Annotated in this window: 12 protein-coding genes; 6 read left to right on the top strand and 6 right to left on the bottom strand. The window is 39.5% G+C overall.

Annotated elements, in window-relative coordinates; translation table 11 throughout:
* Window positions 1-86 precede the first annotated feature (86 nt).
* Window positions 87-299 carry a hypothetical protein gene (locus O2942_07385; GenBank protein MDA0782071.1) on the top strand — a complete coding sequence of 71 codons (213 nt, stop codon included), beginning with the start codon at window positions 87-89 and terminating at the stop codon, window positions 297-299.
* 106 nt (window positions 300-405) lie between these two features.
* Entirely contained in the window at window positions 406-1,725 is a 1,320-nt protein-coding gene (locus O2942_07380) for a dihydroorotase (protein MDA0782070.1), read from the top strand.
* On the opposite strand, the gene O2942_07375 is transcribed toward O2942_07380, so the two are convergent.
* The 3 genes from O2942_07375 to O2942_07365 form a co-directional block, all read right to left on the bottom strand.
* The gene (locus O2942_07375) at window positions 1,722-2,774 is read right to left on the bottom strand and encodes a saccharopine dehydrogenase NADP-binding domain-containing protein (protein ID MDA0782069.1); all 1,053 of its coding nucleotides are present in this window, start codon (window positions 2,772-2,774) and stop codon (window positions 1,722-1,724) included. The two genes, O2942_07380 and O2942_07375, sit on opposite strands and share 4 nt — an antisense overlap.
* 89 nt (window positions 2,775-2,863) lie before the next feature.
* Window positions 2,864-3,499 (bottom strand): CatB-related O-acetyltransferase, encoded by a 636-nt coding sequence (locus O2942_07370; protein ID MDA0782068.1) that lies wholly within the window; start codon window positions 3,497-3,499, stop codon window positions 2,864-2,866.
* Between the two features lie 2 nt (window positions 3,500-3,501).
* Window positions 3,502-4,020, bottom strand: coding sequence for a histidine phosphatase family protein (locus O2942_07365; GenBank protein ID MDA0782067.1), 519 nt, complete (start codon window positions 4,018-4,020; stop codon window positions 3,502-3,504).
* Window positions 4,021-4,211: 191 nt separating this feature from the next.
* Here O2942_07365 and O2942_07360 point away from each other — a divergent pair, with 191 nt between their 5' ends.
* Window positions 4,212-6,380, top strand: coding sequence for an RNA degradosome polyphosphate kinase (locus O2942_07360; protein MDA0782066.1), 2,169 nt, complete (start codon window positions 4,212-4,214; stop codon window positions 6,378-6,380).
* A 5-nt stretch (window positions 6,381-6,385) separates the two neighbouring features.
* The gene (locus O2942_07355) at window positions 6,386-7,852 is read left to right on the top strand and encodes a Ppx/GppA family phosphatase (protein ID MDA0782065.1); all 1,467 of its coding nucleotides are present in this window, start codon (window positions 6,386-6,388) and stop codon (window positions 7,850-7,852) included.
* Between the two features lie 146 nt (window positions 7,853-7,998).
* Here the strand turns inward: O2942_07355 and O2942_07350 are convergent, their stop codons facing one another.
* Window positions 7,999-8,352 (bottom strand): hypothetical protein, encoded by a 354-nt coding sequence (locus O2942_07350; protein ID MDA0782064.1) that lies wholly within the window; start codon window positions 8,350-8,352, stop codon window positions 7,999-8,001.
* A 327-nt stretch (window positions 8,353-8,679) separates the two neighbouring features.
* On the opposite strand from O2942_07350, the gene O2942_07345 reads away from it, so the two are divergent.
* Window positions 8,680-9,423 (top strand): prepilin-type N-terminal cleavage/methylation domain-containing protein, encoded by a 744-nt coding sequence (locus O2942_07345; protein MDA0782063.1) that lies wholly within the window; start codon window positions 8,680-8,682, stop codon window positions 9,421-9,423.
* Here the strand turns inward: O2942_07345 and ychF are convergent.
* The gene (ychF, locus tag O2942_07340) at window positions 9,420-10,520 is read right to left on the bottom strand and encodes a redox-regulated ATPase YchF (GenBank protein ID MDA0782062.1); all 1,101 of its coding nucleotides are present in this window, start codon (window positions 10,518-10,520) and stop codon (window positions 9,420-9,422) included. The genes O2942_07345 and ychF overlap by 4 nt on opposite strands.
* A gap of 128 nt (window positions 10,521-10,648) precedes the next feature.
* Window positions 10,649-11,227 (bottom strand): hypothetical protein, encoded by a 579-nt coding sequence (locus O2942_07335; GenBank protein MDA0782061.1) that lies wholly within the window; start codon window positions 11,225-11,227, stop codon window positions 10,649-10,651.
* 244 nt (window positions 11,228-11,471) lie between these two features.
* Here O2942_07335 and O2942_07330 point away from each other — a divergent pair, with 244 nt between their 5' ends.
* Window positions 11,472-12,776 (top strand): pitrilysin family protein, encoded by a 1,305-nt coding sequence (locus O2942_07330; protein MDA0782060.1) that lies wholly within the window; start codon window positions 11,472-11,474, stop codon window positions 12,774-12,776.
* Window positions 12,777-12,778: the final 2 nt, after the last annotated feature.

The following is a 12,778-nucleotide window of genomic DNA, read 5'->3' as shown; positions in this document are numbered from 1 at the left end:
AAAACTTATGATATGTTATTTACAGTTTGTGATAAATGAATATTAATATTAAAGTCTGTTAAATATAAATTAATAAGGTAAAAGTCATGAGCCTAAAAAATATTACTTGGCTAATTGTCATATCGGTCACCGTTATACTGGTTGTTGACCGGCTTTGGACAAATTATCTTTCAACCGAAATGTTTTTCAAGGTGCTACTAACCATGTTCATAGCCGTAATAGCGGGCGTTTCGATATCTATGGTAAAATCTAAGCCCTCAAAAAGCGTAGATAAGACCGATGATGATAAAAAAGAATAGTGTTATTTGCAACGATTCATATTTCCGAAAACACTATGCTAAAAAAATATGGTTTTCTGCTCTCAAAAAAGCTATATTCTTGTCAAAAACTACATAAAAGAAGACCATGCCACAGATATTCTACCGCCCTCAGGAAACCGAGCTTAAAGATACCGCATTTATAAATGCAAGAATCATAGACCCCGAATCAGGATATGACGAAGTGGGGACTTTGATAGTAAAAGACGGAAAAATAAGCCGGTTCGGCTCCGACATCGTGCCGTCAGACGATATGGAAATAATTGATTGCCGGTGGTGCGTACTTTGCCCCGGGCTGCTTGACATACAGGTGCATTTTAGAACTCCCGGTCAGGAATATAAGGAAGATATTATAACCGGAACAAAGTCGGCTGCGGCAGGAGGGGTTACGACATGTGTATGTATGGCAAATACTTCCCCCGTAATAGATTCCGTAGAAGTGGTCAACGAGTTATACAAGGCAATACAAAAAGACGCTTATGTAAATACATATACCTACGCATCTATCACTAAAGGGTTAAAAGGTCAGGAATTGACAGATATGCAGGCGTTAAAAGAAGCAGGAGTAATCGGTTTTAGTGATGACGGTCTGCCTGTGATGAACTCTCTTGTCATGCGTCGTGCGATGGAAAAAGCCGAAGAATCGGGAATGTTGATATCCCAGCATTGTGAAGACAAAAACCTTTCTGACGGCGGCTGTATAAATGAAGGCGAGATATCGGAAAAATTAGGTTTAAAAGGTGTACCCAACGCATCAGAGGCAATTATAGTTGAGCGTGACCTGCTGTTGCTCGAACTTACAAAAGGGCATTATCACGTCCTGCACATATCTACACATCAGGCAATTGAAGCGGTAAGGCGTGCTAAGGCAAAAGGATTCAATGTTACATGTGAGGCAGCACCGCACCATTTTGTGCTGACCGACCATGCGGTAGAGCAATGGGACACCCTTGCGAAAATGAATCCGCCTCTTCGAGCGGAAAAAGACAAGCTTGCCATTATCGAAGGATTAAAGGACGGCACTATAGATGTTATAGCTACCGACCACGCTCCGCACGAGCCTGATTCAAAATGCGTACATATCTCGGACGCTGCATTCGGGATTGTGGGTCTTGAAACCATGCTGCCGCTTTCTTTGGAACTTTACCATCAGGGATATATGAGCCTGCCTGAGGTTTTGGGGAAGATGACATATAAGGCTGCCGATGTAATAGGTAAGCCTGTAGGCAGAATTAAAGAAGGCTTAGCAGCAGACCTTACATTAATTGATGTATATGCACCATGGGAAATTCAGTCATGCGAGTTTAGCAGTAAGTCAAAGAACTCTCCTTTTGACGGATATAAAGTAAAAGGACGGGCGGTCAGGACTATTGTAGGCGGAAAAACCGTGTTTGAGTTGGAAGACTAGTCATTATAATAACTGCCGTTTTTTGTTTTCAGAAATTTTTCCAGCGGAATATCTTCCTGTTTTAAAAATCCCTTATCAGGCAACTCACCGTTTGCTACCATTTCAATGGTAGCGGCGATAGAACATGCGGTTGTCCACGAAATGGCACGCCATTGTTTGCCGTCAATAATTTTCGGGTAATATGCCTTTACAAATTCATCACGGGATAGTTGCTTTCCCTTATAGCCTTCAACTGCGGCATGTACATAAACCACATCATCATTAACAGGGGGTTTTGCTTTTGTTAGTATTTCACCGGCTTCTTTTCTGTTTTCACGCATCAATAGCTCATGGAAGAAAAAACGCATAAGTTTCATATGCCCCGGATAACGCATGGTTTTATAAAACAATTCGTCAACTTTGCCTTCATATGTTTCGCACATTGTTCCTAAGCCGCCCGACGTAGTAAAGGATTCAAGCGTATCACCCTTGATTACTATTTTATCAAGATATTGCAATGCCGGAACTTTCTTTATTTCTCCTCCCTGAATTATAATACAGTCATTTAAGTACTCGTTTACCACTCCTTCAGGCGACCAATTGAAAGCATAGCCAAGCTCGCCTTTTGGGTGTTGAGGCAACGCACCTACACGCAGCTCTATAGAACGCAGTTTTGAGAATTTTTGTGCAAGGCTTGCTCCCACTATTGCTATAAAACCCGGAGCCAATCCGCATTGAGGAGCCATAACACCTTTTGCGGTTTTAGATAGCTTCTTGATATATTCGGAGGTAGGCACGTCCTCGGTCAGGTCAAAATAATGTATTCCTGCCTCATGTGCCGCCTTTACTACATTCTCATTCAGGTCGTATGGCAGGCATGAAACAACCGCATCATTTTCTTTCAGGATTTTCAGGAGAGATTTGTACGCCGTAACACCGGCTTTCAAGGTTTTGAACTTCTGCTTTTTAGCAGCCATATCAATTCCGGTTACTTCAAAACCTGATTCGTGCAGTAAAGTTGCAACTAAAGTCCCTACCTTCCCAAGCCCCAGAACTACTATGTTTTTCATTTTTCAAAACCCCCTGAAATAAATTCAGCATGACAAAATATCTTTATATTTTATATTAATCCGATAAATAAAAACAGGAAATAGTTTTATTAGGCAATTATTGCTTTTTTCAATGCCGTTACATCACCGCTTCTTAATATATCGATATTTTTTAGGATAGTTTCTTCTTCTAAATCCCACCATTTTATTTTTAATAGGATTTTTATTTCCTCATCGGTGAAGCGTTTTTTTATAACTTTAGCAGGGTTGCCGCCAACTATATTATATGGCTCGACATTTTTAGTTACTACTGCCCTTGCACCTATTACCGCTCCGTCACCTATTTGTATTCCCGGCATTATCATTGCCTCGGTTCCTATCCAGACATCATTGCCGATTACCGTATCGCCTTTTTTGCGATAGCCTTCTAAGTTTTTTTTGCCGGGCTTTCTTGTTTTTTCTATTATATCTAAAGGATAAGAGGCGAGCCGGTCATGCCTGTGTCCGTTATTTCCGCCCATCATAAAGACAGCCCCGCTTGCTATAGAGCAGTATTTTCCGATAATAAGTTTATCGCAGTCTTTATTTTTATCGGCATTATCTAAATAGCGGACGCAATCTTCAAAATGCAAACCATGATAATAACCTGCATAATAACTTCTATGCCCTACGATAATTTTGGGGTGGTTAAGACGCATATTTATAGCGTATGAATCACGGTAGGACTTAAACGGATTGCCTGACATGGTTATATATTTACTAAAATTGTAGGGGTAATGAATTCGTCCAGATAGGCACTGCCTGCATCTATATTTTTCCAGCTATCCGAATTTACGGTAAGGCATGCCAGAGAGCATGTGGGGTAACCTTTCTTTAAGTTCTGTAATGCCCCTTTGTTGCCGTTTCCTGCCAGTATGGCGGTAAGCATCTCGGCTCCCGGATTGTGGCATACTACCATCGCAGAAGAAAAACTATCATCAAGCTTGGCAAGTTCCTTTAATATCTCTCCCGGAGTTGCAAGATATAGCCTGCCTATAAAATCTACCTTAGTTTCGATAGAAGCTTCCCTTACTATGTTGTTAATGGTCTGTGTGGTTCTTGTAGAATCAGATGATAATATAACATCGGGGTTTATCCGGTTTAAGCTTATATATTTCCCCATTGCGACGGAGGCTGAATTTCCCCTTTTATTCAGTGGGCGTGCATGGTCTTGTACTCCTTCAGGGTAATCTGATTTTGCATGCCTTAATATATATAATTTTTTCATTTTTATAATTTTGTTTATTATATTGAAACCGTCATTTTCCGGACAGGATTTTGAATCAAGATTGAAAAATTTACAGTTTATACGTTCTGTAACTACACCCGATATGCTTATACTAAATACTAAATACTAGACTCTTAGACTCTAATCACTATATAATATCTATTATAAGCACATAATTTATAAGGTATCAATTGCAAAAAAATATTCTAGATACAAAACCCTTTTTTAAACACCCTTCCGAGAGGTTCATAAACCGTGAACTTTCATGGCTGGAATTTAACTGCCGTGTGTTGGAGGAAGCGAATAACAAGAATGTCCCGTTGCTTGAACGGGTAAAGTTCCTCGCAATATCCGCAAGTAATCTGGACGAATTTTTCATGGTCAGGGTGGCAGGATTAAAAGAACAGGTACGCAGCGGTATCGCCAAGATAAGTCAGGACGGTCTGACTGCCTCGCAGCAGTTGGAAAGGATTAAGGAGAAATCTGAAAATCTGATTACCGGACAGCAAAAATGCTGGATACATCTTAAAGAAGATCTGAAAAAAGCCGGTGTATATATCGTAAGTAAAGAAGATTTGTCCCGAAAAGATATTAAGGAGTTAAATACTTATTTTTTAAGGAATGTATTTCCCGCACTTTCTCCTATAGCCGTTGATCCTGCACACCCTTTTCCTTTTATACCCAATATGGGGCTGGCAGTAGTTTCACAGTTTTATAATGAAGATGAGAAAAAAGAACAATATTCTATAGTGCTGCTGCCGTCAAAGCTGAACAGGTTCGTGAGAGTTCCCGGTAATAAGGAACGCTACATATTATTAGAAGATGTTATTGAGATTTATAAAGATGATATTTTTCCTGAAAAAAACATAACCGGATATGGTGTATTGCATCTGACCCGTGATAGTGAACTTGAGATAGAGGAAGAAGCCGAAGATTTGATGAATCACTTTGAAACCGTAGTAAAAAAACGCCGTAGGGGAAAGGTGATTCAACTTAAACTGAAATTATCCAAGAACCATGACCTTGACAATTTTCTCATGAAAGGTCTGGGCGTTAGTGCCGCCGATGTTATAGAAGTAGATGAAGTTCCGGGTATGGACAGGCTTATGGAACTGCATTGTATAAATAAGCCTAAATTGAAATTCAAACCTTATGAAGAAAGGTTTCCTGAAAGGATAAATGATTTTGGCGGTGATTGCTTTGCGGCAATAGCTGCCAAGGATATTGTAATACACCACCCCTATGAAACGTTCGATGTGGTAGTAAAGCTACTGCAACAGGCGGCAAGGGATCCTAATGTGGTAGCTATCAAGCAGACCTTATACAGAACAAGTAATGATTCACCTATCGTTATGGCACTGATAGAAGCTGCTGAGGCGGGAAAGTCGGTAACGGTAGTTGTTGAGCTAAAAGCTCGTTTTGACGAAGAGTCCAATATCAGATGGGCAAGGAACTTAGAGAGAGCCGGCGCACAGGTGGTGTTCGGATTCGTTGACCTGAAAACCCATGCGAAGGTATCGTTTATTGTAAGGCGTGAGAATGATTCATTAAAATCATATGTGCATTTTGGAACGGGAAACTATCACCCCGTAACTGCAAGGACATATTCGGATTTATCATATTTTACATGTAACCCGATATTATGCAACGATGTAGCTTATCTGTTCAATTACCTGACCGGTTACTCGTCGCCTGATAATTTTGCGTCAATTGCCGTATCTCCCACGTCCCTCCGGAACACCGTAATGTGGCATATAGAAAACGAGATAGAAAACGCAAAAGAAGGTTTACCTGCGGCAATCTGGGCAAAAATGAACGCTCTTATTGACCCCGACATAATAGATGCGTTATATAAGGCATCACAACAGGGAGTATCTATAGATCTGGTGGTAAGGGGTGTTTGCGGATTACGTCCGGGTATCAAAGGATTCTCTGAAAATATAAGGGTAAAAAGTATAGTAGGAAGGTATCTTGAACATGCAAGGATATTATGTTTCGGTGGTGGTTCGGCACTACCTTCGGAAAATGCTAAAGTTTATATATCCTCTGCGGACTGGATGCAAAGAAATTTAAACGGACGAGTGGAAGTTATGGTTCCTATAACTAATAAGACGGTACATCAGCAGGTTCTGGAACAAATTATGATAGCGAACCTGAAAGATGAAAAACAAAGCTGGTATCTGCAACCTGACGGACAGTATATACGCAAGTCAAATTCACCGAACGATTTTTCGGCACATGAATATTTCATGACCAACCCGAGCCTTTCGGGAAGGGGGAACTCTATCACTGAAGCGGAGTCTGAAAAGCAGCGCAAGAAAATCTATCAACTATTCCCGTTCGATAATAAAAAGGAATAGCCGTTATGCCCCATTCTAACCCGTTAGCTTTAATAGATATAGGTTCAAACTCCGTAAGACTTGTTATATATGACGGTCTAAAGCGTGCGCCGATGCCGCTGTTCAACGAAAAAGTGCTGTGCGGACTGGCTAAAAATATTGATTCGACAGGCAAGCTACATAAGAAAGGTGTTGAAAAGGCTTTACGTTCTATAAAGCGTTTTGTGAGTCTGGCTAAGATAATGGACGTTAACAACCTGAAGCTTTTTGCAACTGCTGCCGTACGTGATGCAAAAGACGGTAAGGATTTTGTACAACGGATAAATGATGAACTGGGAGTTCAGATAGAAATATTCTCAGAAGAAGATGAGGCAAAATATGCTGGTATGGGAATTATGTCTTCTATCACAAGACCAAAAGGTGTTGTAGGAGATTTAGGCGGAGGTAGCCTTGAGCTTGTAAGCGTTAAAAACAACAACCTTGAAAAAGGCGTATCATATCCTATAGGTCCGTTAAGGCTCTTAAATATAAGCAATAAACATAGTAAAGTTGACGGCTATATAGCACAATATATAAAGCAGTTCCCTTTAAACGAGAGCCTTGCAGGAAGTAACTTCTACGCCGTCGGAGGTAGTTTCCGTAACCTTGCCAAAGTCCATATGGGACGGAAAAACTACCCTCTGAAAGTAATTCATAACTATAAGGTAGAAACCGAGGATATCATGACGACTATCATGATATTAAGCCGTATGTCGGAAGAATCCCTGCTTAAAATTCCCGGCATATCCAAAAAGCGTATGAAATTAATGCCTTATGCCGCCATGGTATTAAAGCATATTATTAAAATAGGAAAACCCAAGACCATAGTTTTTTCCGCATCGGGTGTCAGAGAAGGGTTTTTATATTCTCAATTGGACGATGAAACAAAACTGCAAGACCCTCTTCTTTGCGGTGCTTCCGAGATGATGGCAAGAATGCTAAGGGGCAGTGAATACGGCTATGAACTTGCACAATGGATGCAACCTTTATTCAGTATAAATAATAGTGTCGATGATAAAAGACTTCGTCTTGCCGCTTGTATAATGAGCGATATTTCCGCTTACGAGAATACCGAGTACAGGGCTGAAATGGCATATCGTAAAATACTGGATTCATCACTTACCGGACTTAATCATACGGAACGGCTGTTTATAGCTAAGTCATTATATTTCAGGTATGACTCATACCCTGATATAAATATATTATCGACAATGGGGCAACTACTAAGTTCGAAGAAGATTCAGCATGCACAGACAATAGGGGCGGCAATGCAACTTGCCAGAACAATATCCGGCAGCAAGTACGGCGTGTTGGAAAAAGCCAAATTAAGAATGAGCAAGAATGTTCTTTCGCTTTCGATAAATAAAGATATTGAAAATATATACGGGGAATCCGTTCAGAGAAAAGTTAAGCTCTTAGCGGACGTGGTCGGCAAAGAGGCAAGGGTTTTATAAAAAAAATCCCGCCACATAGACAGGACTTCGGATAATAAATTATAGAAACCTCTGCAAAAGGGGTAAGGCATTATAAAATTTAGTCCCCCCTCCCTAAGGGAGAGGGAGCTTTTACACCTTTTTGCAGATGCTTCTATAATAAGTTTTTAAAACTCTACCCTGAAAGATACGTGAGGAGTTTGTTGTTTATAGTCCATTCCTACGGCAAAATAGTATTTTTTATTATTTCTTTCTTTGAACATGGTTTCAAGTTCATAGACCTTTTTCTTCTTCTGGATAACGAATAACTTACCTTCATGATCCGAATCATCGTCTTTTTGAAGCTTTAAAGCACCGTAATTTGTAGGTTTTTTCATATCGGAGATACCTTTTTGATATAGCGGGTCGGTATCCAGCAGATCACGAGAAACATAATTTATATTATCGCCCGAACCACAGGCAAATAAAGGTATACATAATACCGCACCTAATAGTTTTTTTAATAATATGTTAATTCTCATTGCTTGTTACCGTCCTTATATATCGTATATAAATTCTCCGCTTTAATTTTTTCAAAATTCAATAAAACAATAACCTTCAGTTCTCGAAAAAATACAACCGAGTTAAATTATCCGGATTTTTATTTATTTTTATAAAATAGCAGTTGTAGTGCTATTTACTTCCTTAAAATCCTACTTCCTTATCCTTAATACTAACACAAAAGAGTCAAAAATACAACAAATCCGATGCGTTTTCGTAATAAAAATGCTGTGCAATGCACAATGACCTAAGACGAAAAAACGGCATAAATTAATGAATTATTAACTAACCTGTGATAATATTACTATATGAAAAACAAAGTAAGTTCAGGGTTCAGTCTTGTTGAATTATCAGTGGTTTTGGTAATTATAGGGCTTATTGTTGCCGCAATAGCCGGTGGTTCGCATATGTTGTATGCGGCAAAGCTAAATGCCGTAATATCAGAACTAAGGGGCTATGCAACGGGTGTTGAAAATTTCCGTAATAAATATAATTACTTTCCCGGTGACTTGCCTAATGCTGCAACCGATTATTGGGGAACTTACAATGCAACAACCAATCCTACAGGTGTACTAAATGGTGACGGTGATGAGGAACTAGATACGGCATCAGAGAGATTTCAGGCGTGGTCACATATGGCAAAAGCAGGTTTTATTACCGGCGATTATGATGGAACCGGTACGGCAAACGGTGATGGTGTGGGAGGCGTTAACATACCGCAAAGTTCGGCAATAGAAGAGCTAACATATTTTATAAATACCACTTCCAGCTACGGTACGGGCGGAATTTATATTGCTACAAAGAGGGGAACGGGTTTTAACGGCATTCTTAATTCTGCCGACTCATATTATATTGATAAAAAAATTGATGACGGCGATAAAGGCACAACAAGTGCAGGTACGGGTAACTTTTTTGCTATCAGAGGTGATGATGTTGCTACCACAGCAGACAGATGCGTTGATAAAGAAAGAACGCAAGCACCGCCGGTAGAATATGTTCTTACGGATTTTGCAACTAATTGCAGACTTGTTTTCTGGCTGATGAAGGACTAAACATTAAATCTGAAATGCATAATGTCGCCGTCTTGTGTAACATATTCTTTTCCCTCAAGACGCATTTTTCCTGCCTCCTTACAACCCTGCTCACCCTTATTTGCGATATAATCGTTGTATGAGATTGTTTCCGAGCGGATAAAACCTTTTTCAAAATCAGTATGGATAACACCTGCCGCCTTAGGGGCAAGAGAGCCTTTTTTAACCGTCCACGCACGTGCCTCCTTAGGACCTATGGTAAAGAAGGTTATAAGGTTCAATAGCTCATATCCCGTCCTTATAACACGGTTAAGACCGGCTTCTTCCAAGCCGATAGTCTCAAGGAACTCTTTTTTCTCCTCGTCATTTTCAAGTGATGCTATCTCTTCTTCGATACGAGCCGATACTACGACACAAGCCGCACCTTCTTCATTTGCTTTTTGTGCAACCTGAGCGGAATATTCATTTCCTTCTTTAGCATCTTCCTCTGCCACATTGCATACATACATTATCGGTTTTGACGTAATGAGTTGTAAAGTGCGGAAAGCTTTTTCCTCATCGGCAGATACTTCCAGTTTACGGGCGGGCTTGCCTTCTTCCAGAAGCTTTAGAACACGCTGTAATAGTTCCATCTGTATTTTAGCTTCCTTATCTTGCGATCGTAGTTTTTTCTCCAGAGCCGGTATGCGTTTTTCAACCGACTCTAAATCGGATAAAACCAGTTCCGTTTCTATTATCTCCGCATCACGCAAAGGATCTACCGAACCTTCAACATGTGTTATGTCACCATCTTCAAAACAACGCAGCACATGCACAATAGCATCTACCTCACGTATGTGTGAGAGGAATTTGTTTCCTAGCCCCTCTCCCTTACTTGCCCCCTTTACCAGACCTGCAATATCCACAAATTCAAGCTGAGTAGGGATTATTTCTTTAGAAGCGGCTATTTTTGCCAGTTCGGATAATCTGTGGTCGGGAACACCGACACGCCCGACATTGGGTTCTATCGTGCAAAACGGATAATTAGCCGCTTCTGCGGCAGCAGTTTGAGTAAGTGCGTTAAACAAAGTTGACTTGCCTACATTGGGAAGACCTACTATACCACAATTGAAACCCATCGGTAACTCCTAAATTTATTAAGCTTTTCTTGTGAAAAAGATGCTGAAATAAACTCAACATGACAATAACGGCTTATATTTTTGATAGCTTTTAGCAAAGAAATAGAAAAGTTACAATAAATTATTGCTTATCGACAAACTATTGACGCAGAGTTTTCTCGCATCTTTTGCCTTCGTCTCACTACGGCTTCTGCAATTGATATATTAAGATCCGGTTTGATCATTTCTAATTTTCGTTTAGGCTTGTGACCGGAGCTTTTTTTTGCTTCAGTATCCGGCTCGGATTTGACAAGACTTTCTTCCTCAAGTTGTTTTATTACGGCTTTTTCTTCAGATGTCATATTATCAAATTCTTCTTCCAGATAGTTTTGTTCGGATAATGTAGAGTAGTCGCTTGAAATATGACACTCTTCGGTATCAAGGATAACTTGTTCCGTATTCAATCTTCTGTCTTCTTGCAGATTTTTCTGTCTTCTAATATTATCATAAATATTATGAAACATAGAATCGTACCACGCACCTTGTTTATCATCGGGTGAACGCGGCTTTAGCTTGCCTCCTTCATAATCCTCACCTATTTGCTTGAAAACCTCATCAGCGCTTTCTCCCAGTATATCCTTAATTTTTTCTTCAGGAAAATCTTCTTTTAGCACTTTTTCCGCCTCATCCCAATCTATTGTTTTATCAGGTGATTTATTTTCAATCATTATCAAACCGTTTTGTATTTACAAAACGATGTTATTTGCATAATAATTTAATTTCAAGTGAAAAAAGTTAATAAATTTGCATTTATCACTAAACACAGTTTTTGCAATACCGGATTTATTTCAGTATCTTTTTTGTTTCAAAGTAGATGCGTCAAACAAGTTTAGCAACACAAAATCTATCTTTATCATGCACTCCTATAAAAATTTCTTTACCGCTTATAAAAGCTGTGTCTATATTGGCTTCATGAAAAAATTACTTACTTTAATTTTTATTATAATATCTTTTGCAACTAATTTTGCCTTGGCAGCGATACCGAAGGTAGAAGAAGTAGTTTCAAAAGGCGGTTATAAAGCATGGGTAATAGAAGATGATTACTTGCCTATCGTATCTGTAAAAATAACATTTACCAAAAGCGGTGTGGCATATGACTATGAGGGAAAGGAAGGACTTGCCTATATGGTGTCAGGGCTGCTTGATGAAGGAGCGGGCGGAATATCATCGCTTGATTATAGGAAAAAACTGGAGGAACTGGCTACATCAATTTCATTTAATGCAGACAAAGATAATTTTCATGTTTCGATAAAAACATTGAAGGAAAATCTGGAAGAATCACTGAAGCTGGTTAACCTTACCCTTACAAAACCTGATTTTAAACCTGATGCCGTCGAAAGGATTCGCAATCAGATACTGGTAATAATCGAAAAACAAAAAGAAAATCCAAGGTACGTAGCATCAAGGAAATTCGATGAAACTATATTCGTTAATCACCCTTACGGCAAATCAAAATTCGGAACGCCGGAGAGTATAAAATCCCTAAAAAGAGATGACTTTATATCATTTGTAAATAATAACTTTACCGATGAGAATATAGTTATAAGTGTAGTTGGTGACGTAAAGAAAAAACAGGTTGCAGACCTTCTGGATAAATACCTTAAAATACCCTCTGCAAGTAAGGAAATTAAAGCCTTCCCCAAGATCGTCATAAACGATAACGGCGAGCGTGTAGATATACCCAAGGATATCACTCAAAGTGTCGTCCTGTTCGGGGCAAAAGGGGTTAAGCGTAACGATGAGGATTTTTATCCGGCTTATATCATGAACCACATATTAGGCGGCGGAGGTTTTGAATCACGCCTGATGGACGTTGTACGTGAAAAGAACGGTCTTGCCTATACTATATACAGCTATCTGGATATCTATAGTGAAGCGGGTCTTTTTTCAGGTTATGTAGGCACTGACGGCACAAAGGTCAATCAATCCATAGACCTTATTAAATCCGAGATAAAAAAAATGCAGGAAAAAGGCGTGACCGAGCAGGAACTAAATGATGCAAAAGATTATCTGATAAATTCCTTTCCGCTAAAAATGACTAAGAATGAAAATCTGGCAGAGTTCTTATCTGTAATGCAAACTGAAAATTTAGGAATCGATTTCTTGGAAAAAAGGAACGGTTATGTTAAAGACGTAACAACACAGCAGATTAAACAGGTAGCTAAACGCCTTTTGGACGTAAACAAAATGACCTTTGTGGTAGTCGGAGGTAAGTGATA

The organism is Pseudomonadota bacterium (assembly GCA_027620075.1).
Taxonomy (GTDB): domain Bacteria; phylum Pseudomonadota; class Alphaproteobacteria; order Rickettsiales; family UBA6187; genus 1-14-0-20-39-49.
Note: the sequence above shows the minus strand (reverse complement) of the source record. Positions and strands in the feature narration are given on the sequence as shown.

Bases quoted from the DNA above. Each gene is read 5' to 3' on its own strand.
- O2942_07385 (MDA0782071.1), top strand. From the start codon at position 87: ATGAGCCTAAAAAATATTACTTGGCTAATTGTCATATCGGTCACCGTT.
- O2942_07380 (MDA0782070.1), top strand. From the start codon at position 406: ATGCCACAGATATTCTACCGCCCTCAGGAAACCGAGCTTAAAGATACC.
- O2942_07375 (MDA0782069.1), bottom strand. From the start codon at position 2,774: ATGAAAAACATAGTAGTTCTGGGGCTTGGGAAGGTAGGGACTTTAGTT.
- O2942_07370 (MDA0782068.1), bottom strand. From the start codon at position 3,499: ATGTCAGGCAATCCGTTTAAGTCCTACCGTGATTCATACGCTATAAAT.
- O2942_07365 (MDA0782067.1), bottom strand. From the start codon at position 4,020: ATGAAAAAATTATATATATTAAGGCATGCAAAATCAGATTACCCTGAA.
- O2942_07355 (MDA0782065.1), top strand. From the start codon at position 6,386: ATGCCCCATTCTAACCCGTTAGCTTTAATAGATATAGGTTCAAACTCC.
- O2942_07350 (MDA0782064.1), bottom strand. From the start codon at position 8,352: ATGAGAATTAACATATTATTAAAAAAACTATTAGGTGCGGTATTATGT.
- O2942_07345 (MDA0782063.1), top strand. From the start codon at position 8,680: ATGAAAAACAAAGTAAGTTCAGGGTTCAGTCTTGTTGAATTATCAGTG.
- ychF (MDA0782062.1), bottom strand. From the start codon at position 10,520: ATGGGTTTCAATTGTGGTATAGTAGGTCTTCCCAATGTAGGCAAGTCA.
- O2942_07335 (MDA0782061.1), bottom strand. From the start codon at position 11,227: ATGATTGAAAATAAATCACCTGATAAAACAATAGATTGGGATGAGGCG.
- O2942_07330 (MDA0782060.1), top strand. From the start codon at position 11,472: ATGAAAAAATTACTTACTTTAATTTTTATTATAATATCTTTTGCAACT.